This is a genomic window from Brevibacterium sp. VCM10 (assembly GCF_000583215.1).
Lineage (GTDB): Bacteria > Actinomycetota > Actinomycetes > Actinomycetales > Brevibacteriaceae > Brevibacterium > Brevibacterium linens.
Genome location: NZ_JAJB01000011.1, coordinates 1 through 21,454, shown reverse-complemented (window position 1 = coordinate 21,454; position 21,454 = coordinate 1). Strand labels below are relative to the sequence as shown.

Genomic DNA, 21,454 nt, shown 5'->3' with positions numbered 1-21,454 from the left:
GGCCGCCGTCAGGTAGCAATCAGAGGGTGGTGCGGTACGCTGCCTCGTCCATGGCCCCGACCGTCGAGTGGCGGCGGCTGTAGGTGAGATAGACGATGGCGCCGACGGCCATCCACACGCCGAAGACGATCCACGTCCGCCCGCCGAGGTTGACCATGAGGAACGCACACGCCACGGCTCCCAGCGCGGGGACGACCGGCCCGAACGGAACCCTGAACGAACGGTCGAGGTCGGGGCGCTTGAACCGCAGGTAGATGACGGCGATATTGACCAGGCAGAACGCGAACAGGGTGCCGATGCTCGTGGCATCGGCGAGTTCGCCGAGCGGAATGAGCGCCGCCGTGACGGCGACGAGGCCGCCGACGATGAGAGTGCCGATCAGGGGAGTGCCGGTGCGCTGGGAGACCACACCGAAGATCTTCGGCACCATGCCGTCCCGTGCCATCGTCAGCAGGATCCGCGACTGACCGTAGAGCACGGTGATGACGACGGAGAAGATCGCGAGCACCGCGGCCACGGCGAAGGCCAGCACCGCGATATTCGACCCGGTGATCTCCTCGACGATCTGCACCAGCGGCGCATGAGCGCCGTCGAACCACTGCCACTGCCGCGCCCCGATCGCTGTGACGGCGACGAGGACGTACATCGAGGTGACGATGAGCATGGAGAAGATGATCGCCCGCGGCAGGTCCCGGCGCGGATTCTTCGCTTCCTCACCGGCCGTGGACGCGGCATCGAAGCCGATGTACGAGAAGAACACGCTGGAGGCGGCCGCGGTGACACCGGCGGCGCCCATCGGCAGCATCGGCGCGAAGTTGCCGGCCTTGAACGCGGTGAACGCGACGACGGCGAAGAAGACGAGGATGCCGATCTTGACGAACACGAGAATGGTGTTGGCGACACCGGATTCGCGGGCGCCGCGCATCAGCAGCACGGTCGCCAGAGCCACGACGACAAGCGCCGAGACGTTGATGATCCCATCCGGATTCTCGGCCAGGCCCGGTCCGGTGGTCAGGGACGCCGGCAGCTCGAGGCCGAAGACGCGCAGGGTCTCGTTGACGTAGTCGGCGGCGCCGACGGCGACCGCGGCGACCGAGACCGCGTATTCGAGGACTAGGCACCAGCCGCAGACCCAGGCGACGCCCTCACCCAGAGTGGCATAGGAATACGAGTAGCTCGACCCGGACACCGGCACCATTCCCGCCATCTCGGCGTAGCTGACCGCCGACAGCAGCGCCGTGATTCCGGCGAGGACGAAGGCGAGCCAGACGGCCGGGCCGGCCACAGGCACTGCCTCGCCGAGGATGACGAGGATTCCCGTGCCCAAGGTGGCCCCGACGCTGATCATCGTCAGCTGAAAGACGCCGAAGGTCCGCCGCAGCCCACCCTGCTGTGCGGACTGCGCATCGGTGTGGGCCTCGGCGGTCATGGCGCTGATCGACTTGCGTCGCCCCAGCTGCCGCAGCACTCCGGTGGGAGTGTGCGTCGGCGGGGTGGGCGGTGTGTGCGAAACGGTCATATGAATATTCTTGCATGGCCATGAATATTGTCTCGCCGGGCTCCCCCGTGATCACGGGCGAATCCGTCCTGCGGCGTCGTCGATCTCACACGGCAGAGGTCTCACACGGCAGAGCCCGCGCAGAACACAGCAGAGCCCTCACACGTCGGGGGTGAATCGTCCGTCCTGGGCCATCCAGCCGCCGTCGACGAGCTGCGAGTGGCCGGTGACATAGCTCGATGCGTCCGAGGCGAGGAAGAGGACGGGCCCGGCGATCTCGTGCAGTCGACCCCACCGGCCCAGAGCGGTCTTGTCCGCGTACGCGTCCCACCACTTCCCGTCGGCCTTGATCTGCTGGGTCAGGGGCGTGTCGAAGGGCCCGGGCAGAATCGCATTGACGCGCACGCCCTTGCCTCCGAGCTCACTGGCCATCGTCTTCGTCAGCTGCACCACCCCGGCCTTGGCCGCCGCGTACAGTCCCTGACCGGGTTCGATGGCCAGTGCCCGGAACGAGGCGTAGGTGACGATCGAGCCGCGACCGCGCTCGCCCATCTCGCGGCCGAATCCGCGCATCAGCCGGTAGGTGCCCTTGAGATTGATGTCGATGACCCGGTCGAATTCGTCATCGGTGGTGTCCGTCAGTCGTTTGCGCACATTCGCCCCGGGGGTGATGACGAGGACTTCGGCATCGGCCCATGCGTTCACGAGTGCGTCGACGGACGCCGTGTCCGTGATGTCGACGGCCACCGCCGAGGCGGACCCGGCCCCGGATCCGCCATCCGTGGCACCGTGCGCAGCCGATCCCGTGCGACGGGCGGCGATGAGTTCGGCTGTCTCCTCGGCGCCGGCGAGGTTGAGATCGGCGACGACGACGTGCGCCCCCGCATCGGCCAGCCCGATCGCGCTGGCCTGCCCCAGGCCGGATCCGGCCCCGACGACGACGGCCGTGCGGCCGCTCAAGTCGAACAGGGACGGGATCGACGGGTTGTTCTCGTTCGTGGGCATCGGCTCGTTCGTCGACATCGGGAGTCCTTCCGGGCGGGGTTCGGTTCCGGAGCGACAACGGTGTCGCTCCGTGGACTTCCAAGGTATGCCCGCCGAGGCGGCCCCGCCGTGCCCGTTTCACCTTGTGGAACATCGGCTGAGGTGGGATCGTCAGAACTTCTCGCTGTCGACGTAGCGGATCTCGTCGGGGAGGTTCGCCAGGTAGTCGACGATGAAGTAGGCGATGGCCTCCATCGTGGGGATGTCGCGTTGGCGGGCGCGAGCCATGGTGCGGCGGTGCTCGGCGAACTCGTAGAAGATCTGCCCGGGTTCGAGTTTGCGGGTGAGGTTCTCCGGGATCGCCTGGATGAGGGGTTTGTACACTTCGTCGAGCCAGCGGCGGGCGGCCTGGGATTCGTCGAGTTCGTCGACTTCGGCGATCTCGGGGGCCGAGCGGAACGAGTCGAGGTCGTTGAGCATCGCCCGTGCCTGGTTCTCGTTCGCGCCGATCCCGGTCAGTCGCAGCAGACGCCTCGAATGGTGGTTGGGTTCGACGACCTTCGGGGACACGAGCAGGCTGATGCCGTCGATATCGGTCGTCACGGTCAGTTCGCCGAGGTCGAAGCCCAGGTCGTTGAGGCGGCGGATGCGTTCGTCGATGCGCCAGCGTTCGCTGACGCTGAATTCCTCGACCCGGGTCAGCTCCGCCCACAGGGCGTTGTAGGACTCGCACAGTCGCTCACCGGCCGCGAGCGGATCGGTCTCGGGAGCGACGAGTCCCGCGGCCTGCAGATCGAGGAAGTCCCCGGCGATGTTCATCCGCGCGATCCGCAGGTCCATGTTCCGCTGCCCGTCGGAGAGCTGGTCGTGCAGCTCGCCGGTCTCGGCGTCGACGACATAGGCGGCGTAGGCGTCGGCGTCGCGGCGGAAGAGCGTGTTCGACAGCGACACGTCTCCCCAGTAGAAGCCGACGAGGTGGAGGCGGACGAGCAGGACCGCCAGAGCGTCGACGAGGCGACCGCCGGTGTCCTCGGCCAGGTCCCGGGAGAACAGTGCACGGTAGGGCAGGGAGAACTCGAGATAGGCGGTGATGAGGGCGCCCTTGAGCGCCTCGCCCGAAGCGGTCCGGCGGCCGCCGACGACGGCGCGGGCCTCGACGAGAGGGACATCGAGGTTGCCGAGCGCGCCGAGGATGTCGAACTCACGCGTGGCCTGCGCGTCGTCGGTCTCCTTGATCGCAAGCACTTCGTCTCCGATCTCGACATAGCGCACGACATGGCGGGAGATTCCGCGGGGCAGACCGCCCAGCAGCGTCTCCGGCCACTGAGCCAGCGGCAGATGCCAGGGGAGTTCGGCCAAGGCCGCATGATCGGCGTTCCGGACCGTGTGGATCTCCGGTGAGGGAGCGGCCGCGTCGACCGATGCGCTCGCGCCGACCGATGCGGCCGCGCCGACCGACGTCGACGGTGCAGGGTGTGAGGGCGGGTCCGGCGGGGGCGGGTTTCCCGGCACGGCTCAGGAGTCCGAGTCGGAGACCGAGGCCACGAGCGCCTCGGCGAGGTCGGGTGTCTCCACCCCGATCAGCCGTCCGTGGTCGAGGAACGCGATCCGGTCGCCGAGGACCTTCGCATCCTCGAGATCGGAGGTGGCGTAGATCGTCGTCAGCCCGAACTCCTGCTGCAGGTCCTTGATCAGCGACAGGGTCTCCGTCTGCTGTTCGGGGACGAGGTTGACCACGGGCTCGTCCATGATGAGCACCTTGGGTCGGCGCACCACGGCGCGGGCCAGGGCCACGGTCTGGCGCTGCAGCTGAGTGAGGTCGCCGGGAACCGAGTCGAGGATGTCGCTCAGCCCGATCTTGTCCATCACGGATTCGACGCGCTCCTGGATCTCATCGGCGGGCAGACCGTCGACGCGCAGCGCGAAGCCGAGATTGTCGCGCACGCTCAGATGCGGGTAGAGCGCGTAGCTCTCCAGTGCCAGGGTGACATCGCGGTCGTTGACGGCGGTGTGGGTGATATCGGCACCATCGATGAGGATGGTGCCGGTCTTCGGGGTCTCCAGGCCGTGGAGCATCCGCAGGATCGTCGACTTGCCCGACGCCGCGGGGCCGTAGAGGACGAGGAACTCGCCGTCATCGACGAAGAGGTTGAACGGGTGTACGGATTCGGACGTCGTGTTCTCGTAGACATGACTGAGGCCATTCAACGACACCGTTGACATAAGTCCTCCTAAAACTTCTGAATAACTCCGTGAGCAGCTGGTCGTCGGTGACCTGGCAGGGATGCTCAGTCACTCTCATCCTAAGGGGTTGAGGGTTGGGGCGCCCTGTGAATTCGACAAAGCGTAGAGTGATTCTCAGCACGCTGGCTGTGCGCCGACGCATACCGTGGCGTCCACCCCGTCGACTGCGCCGACGTATACCGTGGGGCGAAAGTAGACTGAAACGTATGAAGGTCACGTTGGACGAGGTCGCCGCCCGGGCCGGGGTCTCTCTGGCCACGGTCTCCCGCGTGCTCGGCCGCCGCGGTGCCGTCGCCGAGTCGACCCGGGCGAAGGTGCTCGAGGCGATGAGCGAGCTCGGCTATTCGCGTTCGACCCTGCTCCATGATGCGCCGAGGCGGCTCGTGGCCGTCAGCGCCCCCGGCAACCCCGAACATTGGCAGGTCCAGGTCTGCACCCGCGTGACCAAGGCCCTGCAGGATCACGATCTCCTCGTCACCCGTCCGCTGGTCGAGACCGATCCGGAACCGCTGCAGACCGCCATCGACGCCGGCGCCGTGGCCCTGGTGACGACGACGATGACGAGCCTGAACACGGAGATCCCCTGTATCCGCGTCGCCGAACAGTCCGCAGCCGAGGAGGCCGACACGGCCGGGACTGAAGTTTCCGTGGCGGGTACGCCCGGAACCGGGCCGGGCAGTGCCGATGTCATCGCCGCGCGCCTCGACCTCGGCGGTGGGATGACCACGGCCTTCGAACATCTGCGGGCGATCGGACACCGGAGGATCGGGCTGATCTGCAATGACAGCGGTGAACTGGCCGTTCAGCTCATCCGCCGCTTCCTCGCCGAACATCCGGCCAGAAACCTCGGACTCAACCTCGAGGACTGGATCTCACGGGTGCCGAAGTCGTTCTCCGGCGGATCGCGTGCGGTGCTCGAGCTCAAGGATGCCACGTGCACAGCGGTGATCGTCCAATCGGCTCTGCAGCTGCACGGCGCTCTCCACGGTCTGCGGAATCGGCATCTGCAGGTGCCGCGGGACATGTCGGTCGTCGGGTTCGGCGATTCCCCGACGATGAAGTTCACGGGCCCTCCGGCCACGGTGCTCGGCCTCGACGTCGAGGGACTGTCGAACGCCCTCATCGCGGCGACCCTGCAGACGCTGCGGATCTCGACGACGGGTCTGCCCTCGGTGCCGCCGGTGTTCCGTCCCCGACTCGTCGCCCGAACCTCGACGACGGCGGCCCGCCGATGAACGATCAGCCGCCCGAGCACCGGCACGTCCGCCTCGCCGAGATCGCCGGCACCGCCGGGGTCTCGAAGGCCACCGCCTCACGGGCCCTGCGCGATCCCGAATCGGTGTCGGCCGCCTCTCTCGCGAAGGTCCGGCAGGCGCTGGCGATCCTCGGCGCCACCGGGCAGACCCCGACGACAGGTGCCGGGGACGGTGCCGGCTCGTCGCTCATCGCGCTCATCAAACCCGCGGTGTCCGCGGGCAACGTCGACCCGTATTCGCGGCTGGCGGAGATCCTGACGAACCGGATGTTCGGACTCGGCATCGCCGTCGTCCACATCGAGGCCATCGCCGAACGCAACGAGGCTCTGCTCGAGACCATCCTCGGCAGTGAACACGGCGGACCTGCGATCTCAGGAGCCATCGTCGTCGGCGGCGGCGCCGCCGGTGTGCTCGCGGGAATGCTCGCCGAACGCGGACTGCCGCTCATCCGCATCTCGAATGCCCGCCACGACGACGGGATCTCGCGCATCTACCTCGATGCGACCGGCGGAATCGAGACCGCCGTGGCCCACCTCGTCCACCTCGGCCACAGACGCATCGGACTCGCCGTGCTGCGCGATTCGGCGGCCCCGGCCCGGATCGCCGGCTTCCGCAGATCGATGGCAGGGATCCTCCACATTCCCGCCACCCGTGATCAGGCCCCCGTCGTCGAGGCCGCCGGCGGAGCCATGGCCGGAGTCGCCGCCGCCGAGGAGCTGCTCGACCTGCGCTGCACCGCCGTCATCGCCTGCGCCCCGTCCCTGTCCTTCGGCCTGCTCGAAGCCGCCCAGCGGCTGCGGCTCGACGTGCCCCGCGACCTGTCCCTGCTCACGGTCGGCGATGTCCCCGACGCCGATGTCGTCCAACCGCCGCTGTCGCAGGTGGTCTACGACTGGGCGACCGTGGCGCAGTCGGCGATCGACGAGATCCGCGCGATGATCGGCGCCGGGCACGCGCGCGTGCACGTCGACTACACGGTCGACCCGGACCTCGTCCTCCGTGCCAGTGCCGTTCCCCCGCAGCGCCGCTGACCTCGGGGTTAGTGCGGAGTCACTCGCGCCGAGGCGGCCCGACCGAAGCGTCGGAGCCGGACCATCCTCGCCGAGGCGGTCCTGCCATGACGTGGATCCGTCCGGTGAGTCGGGTCGAGCGGAGTCCGCCGAGGCGGGCCGACCGTGGCCGTGGACGGCCCTCAATCGTGGACGGTGCGGAGGAATTCCGTGCGTTCGGCAACGAGGCGACCGAGCAGTACGGCCACAGCTGCAGGGTCGGCGATCCGCCACGCAGCGCGAGTCTGCGCGGACCCGACCTTGACGGTCAGACCGGAGTCGAGGACGTGGGAGTCCGTGAGTTCGTCGAGTGCCGCGAAGGCGTCCTCATCGGTGACATCGTCGCCCAGGTAGCCCATTGCCGTCGGTTCGCCGGCGCGGGCGAGCAGCCGGATGCCATCGCCTTTCGTCGCCTGCTTGACGGCGAGTTCGGTGATGTCGTGGCCCTCGATGACACGGATGTCCGGGAACTCCTCGACCACCTCGGTGGCGTGCTCGTGCAGGGCCGCGGCGGCCTCGGGGGCGATTCCGCGAGTATGGACCGTCCGCGAATAGGGTTTGGACTCGATGAGGAAATCCGAGGCACCGTCGGCATCGCCTGAGCCGTCGGCGCCCGGCAGCGTGTGTTCGAATGCGTCGAGGTGAGCATCGATGGCGGCGAGTCTGTCCGCCTCGGCCGCGGTGAGTTCGGGAGGCCGGAACTCAGCAGTGTCGCCGTCACCGTCAGCGTCGATTCCGAGTTCGGCCTCCGCGCCGTGCGAACCGATCAGCCACGCCGAGTCCGGGGCTGCGGACAGCCGGCGCAGGGTCGCGATATCGCGACCGGACACCAGCGCCACCCGCGTGCGCGGCAGGCCGGCGAGCGCCGCGATGGCCGCAGCCGATTCGGGGACCATCCGGGAGGTCGACGGATCGTCTTGCAGGGGTGCGAGCACCCCATCGAAATCCAAGGCCAGCAGCAGCGATTCGGCGGTGGCGAGATCACGCAGGACCACCTCGGCGGGGGTGGAGCGGGCAGGACCGAGCGCGGTCGGCTTCGATGTCACTGTGCTTCTCCTAGCGGGCGGTGGAGATATCGTCTGTCCACTCGGCATCATCGGGTCGCTCGGCGCGATCGGACGGGGCCGCCGGCACGTCCGGCGGCGGTGCGGTCCGCTTCTTCTGCACCACGGGCTGTTCGGGGACGATGGCCTCGGGATTGTCCTTGATGTGTTCGAGCTCGGCGAGGAAGTTCTTCGACCACCGGCTCACGGTGTCGGTGGCGACCCTCTTGCGCATCTGCTTCATCCGGCGTGTGCGAGTCCTCTCGTCCATCTGCACGGCTTCGAGGATGCCCGCCTTGAGGTCGGCGATGTCGTGGGGATTGACCATGACCGCGCCCTTGAGCTGTTCGGCCGCACCGGTGAATTCGGAGAGCACGAGGGCGCCGTCGTCGCGCCTCCGGCACGCCACATACTCCTTGGCAACGAGGTTCATTCCGTCGCGCAGAGCGGTCACCAGCATGACGTCGGCGGCGAGGAAGAACGCCGTCATCTCATCGCGCGGATAGGAATGGTGGAGGTAGCGCACGGGGATCGACCCCACGTCGATCTGCTCGCCGTTGATCCGCCCGACGGCCAGTTCGACGTCGTGTCGAATGATCTTGTACTGCTCGAGCCGCTCCCGCGACGGGGTCGCGATCTGGATGAGGACAACATCTTCGACGTCGAGTCGGCCTTCGGCGAGCAGCTCCCCGAACGCCTTGAGTCGGTGGCGGATGCCCTTCGTATAGTCCATCCGGTCGACGCCGAGCATGACCACCCGCGGATTGCCGACCTCCTCGCGGATCTGCTTCGCCCTCTCGACGATCTTCGGATCGCGGGCGAGCTCCTCGAGATAGGGAGTGTCGATCGAGATCGGGAACGACTCGGCGCGGACGAGGTGGGCCGGGAGGAAGTCACCCGGCGGAACCGATACCGTCGACCCCTTCGTCGCATATCCCAGACGTCCGCGGACGGCGCGACGGAAGTTCGCTGCGTCCGCCGGCCTCTGGAACCCGATGAGGTCGGCGCCGAGGAGCCCGCGCAGGATCTCGTCGCGCCACGGCAGCTGAGCGAAGAGCTCGTAGGGCGGGAAGGGAATGTGGTTGAAGAACCCGATCGCGAGGTCCGGGCGCAGGCGGCGGACCATCTGCGGGACCAGCTGGAGCTGATAGTCGTGGATCCACACGGTCGCGGACTCCGCGGCCACCTCGGTGACCTTGTGCGCGAAGCGCTCATTGACCCGCACATACGCATCCCACCAGGTGCGGTGGTACTCGGGCGGGACGATGACGTCGTGGTAGAGCGGCCACAGCGTGGCGTTGGAAAACCCTTCGTAGTACCTGAGGACATCCTCACTTGTCAGGGTCACCGGGGTCAGGTGCATGCCGTCGATCGTGAAGGGTTCGAAGTCCTCGTCGGCGACGCCCGTCCAGCCGATCCACGCCCCCTCCTGGGCCTTCATCACGGGAGCCACCGCGGTGACCAAACCTCCTGGTGAGGTACGCCATCCGTGGTTCGCATCATGAGGATCACGGTCGACGGGCAGGCGGTTGGCCACGACGACGAAATCGCTGTCGCCGAAGGCGGTGTCGGTGCTGGGCTCGGCAGAGTCGACGGTGCTCATCTGCGCCTCCTCCTGTGTCGGTCCTTGGAATGAACTCTACTCGCTCGACTAGGCTTGGCCAGGTGATGGATCAGGAACTGGGAGGCTACCGCCTCATCGAGGAGCTCGGCTCGGGCGGCATGGGTGTCGTCTACCTCGGTGTCGACGGCGGAAACCACCCGGTCGCCGTCAAGGTCCTCCATCCGCACATCGCCAATGATGAGACCGCGCGCAAGCGTCTGGCTCGCGAGACCCGCACCCTGCGCCGGATCCGCCACCCTCGCATCGCCGAGGTCCTCGACGCGGAGCTCGATTCCGCGCAGCCGTTCATCATCACCGAATTCGTCGACGGGCAGACCCTGTCCGATGATGTCCGCGACAACGGCCCCTTCGCCGAGGATGAGCTCGTCCACTTCGGCCATGCCCTCCTCGACGCACTCAACGCCGTCCACGATGCCGGCGTCATCCACCGTGACCTCAAACCCGCGAACGTGATGATCATGGACGGAGAGCCGATGGTCATCGACTTCGGCATTGCCCAGGTCGCCGACGAAGTGCGCGTGACCGCCACGGGGTTGGTCATGGGCACCCCCGGCTATCTGTCCCCGGAGATCGCCGACGGCAAGGCCTCGAGTGAGAAGACCGACTGGTGGGGGTGGGCCGCGACGATGGCGTTCGCAGCCACGGGCCGCAATCCCTATGGTTCCGGACCCTTGGAGGCCGTGCTCGGTCGTGTGGCCATGGGCAAATTCGACCTCGACGGGGCGCCGAAGAACTTCGCTCCGCTCATCTCCGCCTGCCTCGACCCGAAGCCCGAACGCCGTCCGTCGGGGCAGATGATCCTCGACGCTCTCGTTGACATCGAGTCCGGGCGGATGCCGCAGCTCGGGTCGGGGCCCAGCGGCGGAGCCGGCCCGGGTGGTCCGCAGCGGTCACCGAGCGGAACCGCGGTGATGCCGGCCGTCGATGACGACGGCGGTCGTGGAGTTTCTGGGCACGGTGGTGCTGGGGCAGCGCTCGGCGGCGCGGTGCTGGGCGCGGGCACGGGCTACCCGGGAGCCGGACCGTCCGGCGGCGGGCAGCCGCAGTACCCCGGATCCAGCCGGCCCACCAGTCATGTCGGGTCCGGTCACGGTGCGGGGCCCGGCCAGGGTGCGGGGCCCGGCCAGGGGACGGGCTATGGCTCCGGGCGGATGCACGGGCAGCCCCCGCAGCAAGCGACCGCTCCGCCGATCAGCAACCCCAACGGCGGTATCCAGGCAGGTCCGGGATCGCCCATGGCCGGCGCCGACCTCGGACGTTCCGGCTTCGTTCAGCCCGGTCAGGGGCAGAACCTCGTCGGGCCGAGCGGTCCCGGTGGTCCGCATGGTCAGGCTCATCAGGGGCAGTGGGGCGACCAGCACGGTCACGGCGGGCAGCTCATGGGGCCGGGCGGTCAGCCGACGCAGCTGGGCGGTCAGCAGATGCCGCCAGGCGGGCAGCCGTTGCAGCCGATGGGATACCGACGGGTGCAGTCGGGCGGCTGGGTCGTCTTCGGACTCGTGGCTCTGGCCGTGGCCGTCATGCCCCTCGGGCCGCTGGTCATCTGCCTCGTCGCTCTGATCTGGTCGGTGCTCGCCCGCACCGGCACGCGTCTGGATCGGAAGGTCCAGCGGTATCGGTTCGACCGCGGAATCGATTCGGGCGGATTCTTCCGGGCGCTCGCCTCGGCGCCGGGGGCCGTGCTGGCTTCGACCCTGACCTCGGTGGCCTCGCTCATCCTGCCGGCGATCGCGGCCGCCGCCGCGCTCGTGCTCACCCGGCTCGACATCGCCGGGATCGTGCCCAGCGGCTCGTCCGAACAATGGTCGGTGTGGGCCGCCGGCGCTGCAGGTTCGCTGGTGCTGTGGGTCGGACCGGGAGCCTCGAGCCTGCGCTTCGGTTCGCGGCTGCTCGTCTCGGGAGCCACTCGCAACCAGCTCGGCCGCCTCATCGCCGTGGCCGTGATCGCGCTGCTCGTCATCCTCGCCGTCATGGTCATCCAGTCGGGAGCGGCCATGTCCTGGTGGCCGCTGACGATGAACCCCTTCGACTACCTGCCCGGACCGGTGTGAGGCGCGGTGTGGCTGCCTGGTCCGGTGCGCGCCGGAAGCTACCGGCGCAGTGTTGAGGTAGTTGAACGTTGTAGTTGAACCTTGAATGTTTCTGGGAGTCGGCGAAGCACCTGTTTCGGTACAGTGGTGCCGTCGGGTCGCGGAAGCCGTCCCGCACTGATCGGGCCTCAGGCCGCACCGATGTCAGACGATCCAACGTGAGGAACAATGGCGAAGAACAACTCCGCGGACGATAAGCGGAACCGCGCACGCGAGAACGCCCGGCAGATCGCGGCGAATCAGGCGAAGAAGGAGAAGACCGCGAAGACGATCCTGTACACCGGGATCGCCGTGGTCGTCGTCGCTGTGCTGGCCGTGGTCGCCGTGCTGGTCTTCCAGCAGAGCAAACCAGCTGTCAGCCCCACGAACTACGTCTCCGACGGAATCACCGTGGGCAAGGACAACACGCTCGTGCAGCCGTTGACGATGCCCGACGATGAGGAATCGGATCTGCCGACTCCGACCGAGGAGGGCACGAAGGAGGGGGCCGCCACGGTCACCGTCTACCTCGATTTCCAGTGCCCCGGCTGCAAGGCGTTCGAGGAAGGCAATGCGAGCATGCTGCGCAAGCTCGCCGACGAGGGATCGATCGTCGTCAACTACAAGCCGGTGTCGTTCCTCGACCGCATGTCCAGCGGAAACGAGTACTCGACCCGCGCTGCCAACCTCGCCGCCTGCGTCGTCGACAGCCAGCCCGAGGTCGCCATCGACCTGTTCGACGCGCTCTACGCTCAGCAGCCGGAGGAGGGCACCGAAGGCCGCACCGATGAGGAGCTGCTCAAGGTCGCCGAGGACGCCGGTGTCGACACTTCGAAGAAGCTCCAGGCCGATCCCGAGCAGACCGTGGAGTCCTGCGTCACCGACCGGACCTTCGACAAGTTCGTCGAGCAGTCGAGCCAGACCGCTCTGGATGACGGAGTCGAAGCCACCCCGTGGGTGCTCATCAACGGCGAGCACACCGACAAGACCAGCGACTCGCAGGCCCTGGCCACCGAGATCCTCAAGGCCACCGGAGAGTTCAAGGGCTGATCGCCCGAGACACCCGGCCGGAGCCGTGTGAGTCACGGTCCTGAGCGATTGAAGGCTGGACCCCGCCGAGGTGGGGTCCGGCCTTCTTCGTCTCCCACCGGTTTTGTGGCCGGGCCCGGCCATGGACTACTATCGTGTAGGCGCGCACGCTCGGTGCGCACCACGCCTCCTTAGCTCAGTTGGTAGAGCACCGCTCTTGTAAAGCGAAGGTCGTCAGTTCGAGTCTGACAGGGGGCTCACCTGACCAGGGCAGACACTCGATTGTCTGCCCTGGTTCGTTGCGTGATGACACGGTTATGACACGTGAACCGTCAGAACCAGCGGTACGCTGGGCGTCTTCTTGCCCGGGCGAGGACGGAATCAACACTGCGCTCGCATTCCCACGGGGCATCGCCCTTTTCGCTGTCCGGCTCCAGCTTCGTCCGCCCGGCTCCCGAGTTCCGGACGATCCGTGCGGACTTCGGCCACGAAATCCCGCACGGATCGTCCGGAACTTCACCAGCGACTCGCTCCGACTGAGGTGTGACTCCCAGCAGACGGACTAGCCGGGCTGGCCGGAGCGCTCACTGTGGGCCCACAACGGCGCAGTCTCGGCCGGCCAGCCCACGTCGGAAGACGGGCTGTGCAACCACGATTGCGCCGGACGCCCGATAGTCCCGCCGGCGGCACATGGATGAGGGGCGCGACAGCGGAGTGGCGATGGCCGAGTGGCAACGGTGGAGGTTGGTGGACGGGCGCAGCGACGGTCGAATGGCAGGCTAGGTCTGGCCGTCGCGTCTGAACACGAGCATGAGGGAGCGCATGCTCAGCACGAAGCCGCCGAAGAGCAGCACGAAGCCGAAGAACGAGTACAGGTGGATGTCCTTCGTCAGCAGCGGACCCTCATCACTGGTGATGAGCATGATCGCTCCCACCACGGCGGCCCCGGCGAGGACGGCGACGATGAGCTGTTGGAACAGGCTGGTGAGGAAGCTGCGGTCGGACGGATTCTCGAGCACACGCATGTTCATCGAGAACCGGCCCTGCTCGAGATCCTCGGTGATCTTGTTGATCCGGCGCGGCATGCGGTCGATCATCGGCATCAGCTGCAGAGCCCGGCGCTGCAGCTCATCGGTGATCTTCGTGCCCTTGAGCTTCGACCTCACGAGCCTGTTGCCCTCCGTCCGGGACACGGCGACGACGTCGAAGTTCGGATCGATCGTCAGCAGCGCACCTTCCACAGAGGCCATGGCTCGGAAGGCTGCGCTGATCGGCGCCGGTACGGAGAAGCGATGAGCGAGCACGAGGTTGAACAGATCGTCGAAGAGCTTCTGGCCCTGCGTCGCGCGGGTACCGCCGCCGTAGCGCAGTAGGAGTTCGCCGACGGCGCGCTCGACCTCCCGATCATCGAGCCCGTCGGGACGTCCGAGGAGTTCGATGAGGGCGTCGGTGGCCCCTGCGCTGTCGTTCTGGTCGATGGAATAGAGCATCAGGCCCAGCGACGTCTGCGTGGCCGGGTCGAGTCGTCCGACGGCACCGAAGTCGAGCAGCCCCAGCTTCCCCTCGGGAGTGATGAAGATATTGCCAGCATGCAGATCGGCGTGGAAGATCCCATCACCGATGATCTGCTCGAGCGTGGCACCCAGCAGAGTGGTCGCCAACCGGGACCGTTCGGCATCGCTGAGCCCGGTCAGCAGTGCCCCCGCACGCGAGACCGGCTGTCCGGGCAGCCGGTCCATCACCAGCAGGCGTTCGCCGCTGAGGCCCGGATAGCCGTGCGGAACGGTGACGTCGAACTTGCCCGATCGTGTCAGTGAGGCCTCGATGCCGGCCATGTTGTCCAGTTCGATCCGATAGTCGAGCTCCTCCTCGAGCGTGTTCGCGAACCCTGCGGCCAGCGACTGCACACCCAGGTCCCGCCCCCACGTCGTGGTCTTGTTCAGCCAGCCCGCCAACCGCAGGATGATATCGAGATCCTGCGCGACCTGATTGAGCGCCTTCGGTCGCTGCACCTTGACGATGACCTCCGTGCCGTCGAGCAGAGTCGCCTCATGGACCTGCGCCACCGAGGCGGCCGCCAGCGGCGTGGAGTCGATGCGGGCGAAGACCTCTCCGATCGGCCGACCGAGTCGCTCGGCGATGGCCGGCTCGATGACCGACCACGGTTCGGGGGTCACCTGCGTCTGCAGGGTCTCGAGTTCACGGACGAACACCGGCGGGAGGATGTCTCGGCGGGTCGAGAGCATCTGTCCGAGCTTGACGAAGGTCACCCCCGCCTCGGCGAGGGATTCCTTGAGCGCCCGCGCGGTCTTGACCTCTCGGCCCGGCGAATCCCCGCCGAAGCCGCGCAACTGGGAGCCGAGCCCGTGCCGCACCGCAATGGATACGACCTGGGCATAGCGGCGGGCGCGGCGACGGCGGGACCTCCACCCGAAGAACAGCGACTGCGGGCTCGGCAGGGATCCGGTCGGAAAGGCGGCTTCGAGCATGACGAGGGCGCCGACGCCCAGGGCGAAGATCCACCCGAGGGCGAGCACCATGAATAGCACCGCCACTCCGGGGGAGACGTCGAGGCCGTCGACGTTCTGCCCGGTGCCGGCCCGGTAGAGGTACTGGACGGTCACGGCGACGACGGCGCTCATGACGAGGCCGACGGCCAATGTGCGCGGCCAGCCGGTGGGCACACCGACGACGCGACGGACCACGGTGGCGGCGAACCATGACTGGAGGAAGAGGAAGACGAGTGCGGCCAGGCTCACCAGCGCATATCCGCCGACGTCCAGTGCTTCCATCGATGACTCTCCTGATCCTGGTCGGACTCTCAGCCGAGGGCCGGCCCCTGCGGGCCTTCGGATCCGGCACGCCGGCCCCTACTGGCCTTCGGCATCGGCCCGCCGACCCCTGCGGGCCTTCGGCTCCGGGCCGCCGGCCGAACCTCGTCGAATCGGTCGTGTCCAGCCTAGTCCGTCGGGTCAGTCCGTGCGTGAGTGTGGGCCGTATGCGCGGAGACGTGAGGAGCCGCCCGGAGTCAGTCTGTGCGCGGCGGGTCGAGGCGCCTCCTGCGGCCGGGCAGCCCCACCTGACGGGCCCAGATGAGGATCCACACCGCGCCGAGGAGGGCGAGCAGTCCCGGGAAGAGCACCCCGAATCGCAGGGTGGTCACGGTGATGATGAGGGACAGCAGCGTCGGCCCGCCGAGTTTGCCGCCGTTGTTGAAGATCGCCCAGATGCCGAGGAACCGAGGCCGGCCGACGGCGGGGGAGAGGTCCGCCCCGATCGTCATATTCACGCCCGCCCCGAGACCGTTGCCGAAGGCCATGACCGCGGCGGCGATGACCATCCCAGCCAGATCCGGCTTGGCGACCATGATGATGAACCCGGTGCCGAAGACGGACAGGCACGCGACGAGGGTCGCGACTCGGCCGAGGTGATCCTTGATGTACGCACCGAGGAACATGACGATGAGCTCGAGTCCGGCGCCGAAGGCGATGATGAGCGAGATCGAGGACTTGTGCAGGCCGATCTCGACGCCCCACAGCTGGACGACGACCGGCTGGGCGGCTCGGGCCGCCGCCAGTGTGATGATCGTGATGCCGGTGAGGACGACCGATCTCCACCGCACGTCCAACGGCGGCCGACGATCCGTATTCTTCCCGCGCCGAGGATGGTGGTCGTCTCCGTGTGGGGGATCGTTCGCTGGGGCGGGGTCGGCCGCCTCGGCGGGGTGAGGAACATCGGCGGGGGAGGGCTCGTCATCGTCGGCACGTGAGGTCGGGGCCGCCTCGGCGCGGTGGGGATGGTCGTCGAAACCGGGGATCTGCGCGATCGGCAGGGCCATGATCGCGATCGCCGCGACGGCGCTGAGCCCGGAGAAGACGAACACGGACCAGATCGGGAACACGAGCATGAGACCGGCACCGATCATCGGCCCGACGAGGTTGCCGACCCGCTGCGTGCCGCCCAGAGCGGTCATCGCCTTGGCGAGATCGGCCGGCGGCATCACCTCGGCGACGACGGCCTGCCGGGCCAGGCTCCATACATCGGAGACCGGGCCGAAGACCATGAGCGCGATCGTGTAGACGAGCAGTGAGTACGGCGAATCCCAGATGAAGGCGGCGACGATGGAGCCGAGCACAACGATGGCCGCGGCGGTGGCCACGGTCATCGCCCGGAAATCGCCGAGGCGGTCGATGAGGATCCCGGCCGGCACCGTGGCCATCAGCGACACGGCCCCCATGATGCCGACGATGGCGGCGGCGAAGGCCTGCGTCGACCCCAGCGAGAGTGCGCCGAGCACGAGGATCGGCATGATCGCACCCAGGCCGACGGCGAAGAGGGCGAACGGCACGAGCACCGGCCACAGGATGGGTTTGAGCACGTGACAAGTTTAGTTGAGGTCGCGGCGGGCCGCCCGCCTCGGATGTGCCGGGTTCTCTATCGGTTCGTCGCCGGACGTGGCACGCTGGAGCCATGGTCTCTCACAACGTCGTCCCATTTCACAGTGTCGTCCCGCCCTATCTCCTCGATGCGATCGCCGAGCGCGGCACCGAGCGGTTCCCGAAGGCCGCGGCCGCCGCGGCCAGCTGTCGGATGTCCGATGAGAGCTGCCGGAATCTGCGCCTGGCGGGTCTGCGGTACACGCCGCCGGCCGATCTCGGCAAGGACGAGACCGCGCTCGCCGCCCCCGGATCGGCAGGGCTGCAGCGCCTCATCCACGATGCGCAGAACACCGAGGTGCTGCCCGGCGAACTCGTCCGCTCCGAGGGCGAAGCGCCCGTCAGCGACGAACCGGTCAACGACGCCTATGACGGGCTCGGCGCTTCATATGCGCTGTTCTCCGAGGTGTTCGGGCGCGATTCGCTCGATGGGGCGGGAATGCCGCTCATGGCCAGCGTCCACTACGGCACGGACTACGACAACGCGTTCTTCGACGGCCGACTCATGGTCTTCGGCGACGGCGACGACGAAGTGTTCACCGGGTTCACCGGTTCGCTGTCGATCATCGGCCACGAACTCTCCCACGGCGTCATCAGCCACACCGCCGACCTCGAGTACTTCGGCCAGCCGGGAGCACTCAACGAGCACTGCGCCGATGTCTTCGGGGCACTCACCCAGCAGCACGATGCCGGACAGAATGCCGAGGACGCGGACTGGCTCATCGGCGCCGGAATCTTCACCCCCGAGGTGACCGGCCGTGCGCTACGCTCCATGATCGAACCCGGCACGGCCTATGACGACGACGTCCTCGGCACGGATCCGCAGCCGGCGCATATGAACGACTTCGTCACCACCGACTCCGACAACGGCGGCGTCCACCTCAACTCCGGGATCCCGAACCGCGCCTTCGCGCTCGCAGCCACCGCCGTCGGCGGTCCGGCCTGGGAGAGCGTCGGACAGGTCTGGTACTCCGTCCTCACCGGGTCCGAGATCACGCAGCGCACCGATTTCGCGGAGTTCGCAGAACTCACCATCGCCGAGGCGGCCGACCAATTCGGCACCGGATCCGACGTTCACGATGCGATCGTCTCCGGGTGGGAAGCCGTGGGCATCTCCCACTCCGGATCGGCGCGCGGAAATCAGGGGAGCAGCTGGTGAGCGAGAAGCCGGCCGGGGGCTTCGGGCGTCTGCTCGTCGAACGCTCGGGCGGGATCGGCGGGATGCTGCTCGTCTGGGAAGTCGACATCGACGCGAGCAGTCGGCGCGATGACCTCGGCCCGCGCATCGCCGATCTTCCCTGGTCCGACGACGGGCAGAGAGACGATGCGCCGCAGTCCACGGGTGCCGACCGTTTCGCTTATCTCATCGAGAGCCGGTTCGGGCGAGTGCGCTTCGGCGAATCTCAGATGCCGCCGGAATGGAAGCAGCTGGTCGACGAGGTGCGGGACGTCGCCGAACCGCAGAGGCGGCAGCCCGGCTGACCCCTATGCTGGAGGTCATGACCGACACCAACCATGACCCGGGCAGCGACGCTCGGACGACGGCCGAGAAGAACGAACGAGACCTCGAAGCCGGGGTCCACACCGACCTCAAGGAGTCGATGACCTACGGGTCGTATCTCGACCTCGACCGGCTCCTCGGCGCCCAGCACCCCGTCAGCAGTCCCGAACACCACGACGAGCTGCTCTTCATCATCCAGCACCAGACCACGGAGCTGTGGTTCCGGCTCGTCATCCACGAACTCCTCGACGCCCGGCGACTCATCGCCGACGATGAGCTGCAGACCGCGCTCAAGCGCATCGCCCGCGTCAAACACATCCAGAAGACCCTGACCGAGCAGTGGTCCGTGCTCGCCACGCTGACGCCGAGCGAATACGTCGGGTTCCGCGACCAGCTCGGCCGTGCCTCGGGCTTCCAGTCCTGGCAGTATCGGGCCGTGGAGTTCCTGCTCGGCAACAAGAACCGCGCCATGCTCCCGGTCTTCGACGGAGAACCCGAGGCGCGTGCGGCTCTCGAACAGTACTTGGAGGAACCGAGCATCTACGACGAGTTCCTCGCGTGCCTGGCCCGGCGCGGACTTCCGGTGCCGCAGCGGCTGCTCGACCGGGACAAGTCGGTCGCCCACACCTTCGACGAGGAACTGTGCGATGTCTTCCGCATCATCTACGAGAACCCGCAGAAGTACTGGCAGGAATACGAAAGCTGCGAAGAGCTCGTCGACCTCGAGGAGAACTTCCAGATCTGGCGCTACCGGCACATGCGCACGGTGCTGCGGATCATCGGCATGAAACGCGGAACGGGCGGTTCGAGCGGAGTCGGATTCCTGCAGAAGGCGCTCGATCTGACGTTCTTCCCCGAACTCTTCGATATCCGCACAGGCATCGAGAACGGGCCGGGCATCAGCCCCGAAGGGGTCTGAGACGCCGCCCTTCAGCCGAGCAGCAGGTTCCTCACCTGTGGGAAGAACGGAGAATCGGGGTCGATGACATCGGCATGGTTCGCCCCGGCCAGCTCGGTCAGGGCGGCGGGGAAGACTCGGGAGAATTCGACGTCGACGGTGGCATCGGCATCTCCGTGGAGCGAATGCACATCGACGCGCGCCGGGATGAGAGCCGCCCGTGATCGCGGATCGTGGCGCAGATACGCCTGCCGATCATCCTCGGGGCGCGCCCCCATATAGTCCAGCACCGCACCATCCCCGAGGCCTGCCTCGACTTCCCGCAGCAGATCGGTCACCGGCGCCAGAGGGCGCAGACGGATCCGCGGTCCCTCCGCGGGCAGATGCGAGGCCCAGGCGAGGACGAGGCAGCCACCGGCCGAATGCCCCGAGACGATCAGATTCTGCCGTGCCTGTTCGCTGACGCCCCAGCGCGGCAGTTCGGCACACACCGAATCGATGCCCGCGGTGACATCGTCGAGCAGGAGCGGCTGACCGCCGAGCCGTCGATACTCGACGGAGGCGACGAGCACCCCGGACTCGGCCAACGCCCGAGCAAACGGCCGGGCGTGGGCCAGGTCGGTGCGGGGCCGGAAGTAGCCTCCGTGGACGAAGATCACCGTCGCCGAGGCGGCCGCCGGGTCACCGAAGACCTCGACGAACTGCTCGGGGGAGTCCCCGTAGACGTGGCGGAAGGACGGCACCTGGGCGGTCCCGACGGCTGAGAGTTCGGGAATGCGCACGGACTCGACGCTCATCGGTCGGAATCCCGAGCTGCGTGCACCCCACCGGTGCCGGTCTCGTCGGGGCGAGTTCCGCCTGAGTCGGTCAGGTCGGCCGTCTCCGACCGGCCGGCCGCGTCGTTCTTCTGGGCACGGTCGACCTCGCGCGAGCGTTCGACGAGGTCACGGACGCGGGTGAGTTCGGGCAGCTTCGGATCGAGGGTGTCACCGGAGGACTGTCCACGCAGTCGGCGACCGACCCATGGGGCCAGGTACTCACGGGCCCACCGCGACTCCTCGCTCATCACCTCGCGGATCGCCCGCGTCGGACGAGCGGGAACGCCGAAGCCCTTGACCGGCAGGGAGCGGCCGCTCTCCAGGGTGGCCAGAGCCTGCTCGGCGACGAGGTGGTGGCCCTTCGTCGACAGGTGGATGCGGTCATCGGCCCACATCTGCGCGGCATAGAGCGACCGCAGCCCCCACAGATCGACCATATGGCAGCCGTGCCGTTGCGCGATCGACCACAGATGAGCGTTGTAGACTCCCACTCGAGGTCGCACGGCACGGATGAGCGGGGTGCTGAACTCGGTGTCGAAGCCATTGCACATGAGTACTTCGATGCCGGCCTCACGCATGGCGATCACAGCACGTTCGAACTTCGCGGCCAGGGCATCGATATCGGCCTTCGGGCGCAGGCAGTCGTTGCCGCCGGCGCACAGGCTCACGAGGTCCGGCTTCATCTCGAGAACCTGCGGCACCTGGTCATCGACGATGCGGTCGAGCAGTCGACCTCGGATGGCCAGATTGGCGTAGGACAGGTCCGGGCTGCCCACTGCGGACTCGGTGAGCATGAGCGCGAGGCGGTCGGTCCACCCGCGGTACCGGTCCTCGGCCCGTGGGTCGGGATCCATCAGACCCTCACTGAACGAGTCTCCGATTGCGACGTATGAGGTGATCGGCTCAAGCATCAGGGATCCTTCTCTCTTCGGACGATGCATCCAGACTATACGCCGCGCCGGACACGTCCTACCCCACGGTAGCCCTCAGAACTACCTGACGGCG

Annotated in this window: 17 protein-coding genes and 1 tRNA gene; 8 read left to right on the top strand and 10 right to left on the bottom strand. The window is 67.6% G+C overall.

The genetic code is table 11. From position 1 onward, the window contains the following. Window positions 1-19 precede the first annotated feature (19 nt). The 4 genes from AD89_RS17995 to AD89_RS0102755 all read right to left on the bottom strand — a co-directional run bounded on the left by AD89_RS17995 (window position 20) and on the right by AD89_RS0102755 (window position 4,705). Window positions 20-1,519 carry an amino acid permease gene (locus AD89_RS17995; protein ID WP_035319728.1) on the bottom strand — a complete coding sequence of 500 codons (1,500 nt, stop codon included), beginning with the start codon at window positions 1,517-1,519 and terminating at the stop codon, window positions 20-22. Window positions 1,520-1,657: 138 nt separating this feature from the next. After that, window positions 1,658-2,521: an SDR family NAD(P)-dependent oxidoreductase gene (locus AD89_RS0102765; protein WP_231488379.1), complete on the bottom strand. Its 864-nt coding sequence runs from the start codon at window positions 2,519-2,521 to the stop codon at window positions 1,658-1,660. Between the two features lie 132 nt (window positions 2,522-2,653). Further along, on the bottom strand, window positions 2,654-3,841 hold the full coding sequence (locus AD89_RS0102760) for a DUF4032 domain-containing protein (RefSeq protein ID WP_231488377.1): 1,188 nt from the start codon (window positions 3,839-3,841) through the stop codon (window positions 2,654-2,656). Window positions 3,842-3,997: 156 nt separating this feature from the next. Beyond that, window positions 3,998-4,705: an ABC transporter ATP-binding protein gene (locus AD89_RS0102755; RefSeq protein WP_025777077.1), complete on the bottom strand. Its 708-nt coding sequence runs from the start codon at window positions 4,703-4,705 to the stop codon at window positions 3,998-4,000. Window positions 4,706-4,932: 227 nt separating this feature from the next. On the opposite strand from AD89_RS0102755, the gene AD89_RS0102750 reads away from it, so the two are divergent. Both AD89_RS0102750 and AD89_RS0102745 read left to right on the top strand, forming a co-directional pair. Beyond that, window positions 4,933-5,961, top strand: coding sequence for a LacI family DNA-binding transcriptional regulator (locus tag AD89_RS0102750; RefSeq protein ID WP_025777076.1), 1,029 nt, complete (start codon window positions 4,933-4,935; stop codon window positions 5,959-5,961). Then, window positions 5,958-7,013, top strand: a complete 1,056-nt coding sequence (locus AD89_RS0102745) for a LacI family DNA-binding transcriptional regulator (protein ID WP_025777075.1) — start codon at window positions 5,958-5,960, stop codon at window positions 7,011-7,013. Before AD89_RS0102750 ends, AD89_RS0102745 begins: the two co-directional genes overlap by 4 nt. 161 nt (window positions 7,014-7,174) lie before the next feature. Here the strand turns inward: AD89_RS0102745 and AD89_RS17990 are convergent, their stop codons facing one another. Both AD89_RS17990 and AD89_RS17985 read right to left on the bottom strand, forming a co-directional pair. Next, complete coding sequence (locus AD89_RS17990; RefSeq protein WP_051505000.1) at window positions 7,175-8,077, bottom strand: trehalose-phosphatase; 903 nt, start codon at window positions 8,075-8,077, stop codon at window positions 7,175-7,177. Between the two features lie 10 nt (window positions 8,078-8,087). After that, window positions 8,088-9,677 carry an alpha,alpha-trehalose-phosphate synthase (UDP-forming) gene (locus tag AD89_RS17985; protein WP_081770314.1) on the bottom strand — a complete coding sequence of 530 codons (1,590 nt, stop codon included), beginning with the start codon at window positions 9,675-9,677 and terminating at the stop codon, window positions 8,088-8,090. A gap of 65 nt (window positions 9,678-9,742) precedes the next feature. On the opposite strand from AD89_RS17985, the gene AD89_RS0102730 reads away from it, so the two are divergent. The 3 genes from AD89_RS0102730 (at window position 9,743) to AD89_RS0102720 (ending at window position 13,054) form a co-directional block, all read left to right on the top strand. Then, entirely contained in the window at window positions 9,743-11,749 is a 2,007-nt protein-coding gene (locus AD89_RS0102730) for a serine/threonine-protein kinase (RefSeq protein ID WP_025777074.1), read from the top strand. A 207-nt stretch (window positions 11,750-11,956) separates the two neighbouring features. After that, window positions 11,957-12,817 (top strand): DsbA family protein, encoded by an 861-nt coding sequence (locus AD89_RS0102725; RefSeq protein WP_025777073.1) that lies wholly within the window; start codon window positions 11,957-11,959, stop codon window positions 12,815-12,817. 164 nt (window positions 12,818-12,981) lie between these two features. After that, window positions 12,982-13,054: transfer RNA gene (locus AD89_RS0102720), tRNA-Thr, on the top strand. A 521-nt stretch (window positions 13,055-13,575) separates the two neighbouring features. Here the strand turns inward: AD89_RS0102720 and AD89_RS0102715 are convergent. Both AD89_RS0102715 and AD89_RS0102710 read right to left on the bottom strand, forming a co-directional pair. Beyond that, the gene (locus tag AD89_RS0102715) at window positions 13,576-15,588 is read right to left on the bottom strand and encodes an ABC1 kinase family protein (protein WP_035319725.1); all 2,013 of its coding nucleotides are present in this window, start codon (window positions 15,586-15,588) and stop codon (window positions 13,576-13,578) included. A 236-nt stretch (window positions 15,589-15,824) separates the two neighbouring features. After that, on the bottom strand, window positions 15,825-17,174 hold the full coding sequence (locus AD89_RS0102710; protein WP_025777071.1) for an MFS transporter: 1,350 nt from the start codon (window positions 17,172-17,174) through the stop codon (window positions 15,825-15,827). 92 nt (window positions 17,175-17,266) lie between these two features. Between AD89_RS0102710 and AD89_RS0102705 the strand changes: the two genes are divergently transcribed. Genes AD89_RS0102705 through AD89_RS0102695 form a run of 3 tightly spaced genes read left to right on the top strand, consistent with a single transcriptional unit; the run spans window position 17,267 to window position 19,652 of the window. Next, window positions 17,267-18,391 carry a M4 family metallopeptidase gene (locus AD89_RS0102705; protein WP_025777070.1) on the top strand — a complete coding sequence of 375 codons (1,125 nt, stop codon included), beginning with the start codon at window positions 17,267-17,269 and terminating at the stop codon, window positions 18,389-18,391. Beyond that, entirely contained in the window at window positions 18,388-18,714 is a 327-nt protein-coding gene (locus AD89_RS0102700) for a protealysin inhibitor emfourin (RefSeq protein ID WP_025777069.1), read from the top strand. Before AD89_RS0102705 ends, AD89_RS0102700 begins: the two co-directional genes overlap by 4 nt. A gap of 17 nt (window positions 18,715-18,731) precedes the next feature. Beyond that, window positions 18,732-19,652: a tryptophan 2,3-dioxygenase gene (locus AD89_RS0102695; protein ID WP_051505002.1), complete on the top strand. Its 921-nt coding sequence runs from the start codon at window positions 18,732-18,734 to the stop codon at window positions 19,650-19,652. Between the two features lie 11 nt (window positions 19,653-19,663). Here the strand turns inward: AD89_RS0102695 and AD89_RS0102690 are convergent, their stop codons facing one another. Both AD89_RS0102690 and AD89_RS0102685 read right to left on the bottom strand, forming a co-directional pair. After that, complete coding sequence (locus AD89_RS0102690) at window positions 19,664-20,428, bottom strand: alpha/beta hydrolase (RefSeq protein WP_025777067.1); 765 nt, start codon at window positions 20,426-20,428, stop codon at window positions 19,664-19,666. Further along, window positions 20,425-21,360: an SGNH/GDSL hydrolase family protein gene (locus tag AD89_RS0102685; protein WP_025777066.1), complete on the bottom strand. Its 936-nt coding sequence runs from the start codon at window positions 21,358-21,360 to the stop codon at window positions 20,425-20,427. The genes AD89_RS0102690 and AD89_RS0102685 overlap by 4 nt, the downstream gene beginning before the upstream one ends. Window positions 21,361-21,454: the final 94 nt, after the last annotated feature.

Excerpts from the sequence above, each read along its gene's own strand:
- AD89_RS0102725 (WP_025777073.1), top strand. The coding sequence starts at position 11,957 with ATGGCGAAGAACAACTCCGCGGACGATAAGCGGAACCGCGCACGCGAG.
- AD89_RS17985 (WP_081770314.1), bottom strand. The coding sequence starts at position 9,677 with ATGAGCACCGTCGACTCTGCCGAGCCCAGCACCGACACCGCCTTCGGC.
- AD89_RS0102705 (WP_025777070.1), top strand. The coding sequence starts at position 17,267 with ATGGTCTCTCACAACGTCGTCCCATTTCACAGTGTCGTCCCGCCCTAT.
- AD89_RS0102765 (WP_231488379.1), bottom strand. The coding sequence starts at position 2,521 with ATGTCGACGAACGAGCCGATGCCCACGAACGAGAACAACCCGTCGATC.
- AD89_RS0102745 (WP_025777075.1), top strand. The coding sequence starts at position 5,958 with ATGAACGATCAGCCGCCCGAGCACCGGCACGTCCGCCTCGCCGAGATC.
- AD89_RS0102695 (WP_051505002.1), top strand. The coding sequence starts at position 18,732 with ATGACCGACACCAACCATGACCCGGGCAGCGACGCTCGGACGACGGCC.
- AD89_RS0102750 (WP_025777076.1), top strand. The coding sequence starts at position 4,933 with ATGAAGGTCACGTTGGACGAGGTCGCCGCCCGGGCCGGGGTCTCTCTG.
- AD89_RS0102755 (WP_025777077.1), bottom strand. The coding sequence starts at position 4,705 with ATGTCAACGGTGTCGTTGAATGGCCTCAGTCATGTCTACGAGAACACG.
- AD89_RS0102730 (WP_025777074.1), top strand. The coding sequence starts at position 9,743 with ATGGATCAGGAACTGGGAGGCTACCGCCTCATCGAGGAGCTCGGCTCG.
- AD89_RS17995 (WP_035319728.1), bottom strand. The coding sequence starts at position 1,519 with ATGACCGTTTCGCACACACCGCCCACCCCGCCGACGCACACTCCCACC.
- AD89_RS0102690 (WP_025777067.1), bottom strand. The coding sequence starts at position 20,428 with ATGAGCGTCGAGTCCGTGCGCATTCCCGAACTCTCAGCCGTCGGGACC.
- AD89_RS0102685 (WP_025777066.1), bottom strand. The coding sequence starts at position 21,360 with ATGCTTGAGCCGATCACCTCATACGTCGCAATCGGAGACTCGTTCAGT.
- AD89_RS0102715 (WP_035319725.1), bottom strand. The coding sequence starts at position 15,588 with ATGGAAGCACTGGACGTCGGCGGATATGCGCTGGTGAGCCTGGCCGCA.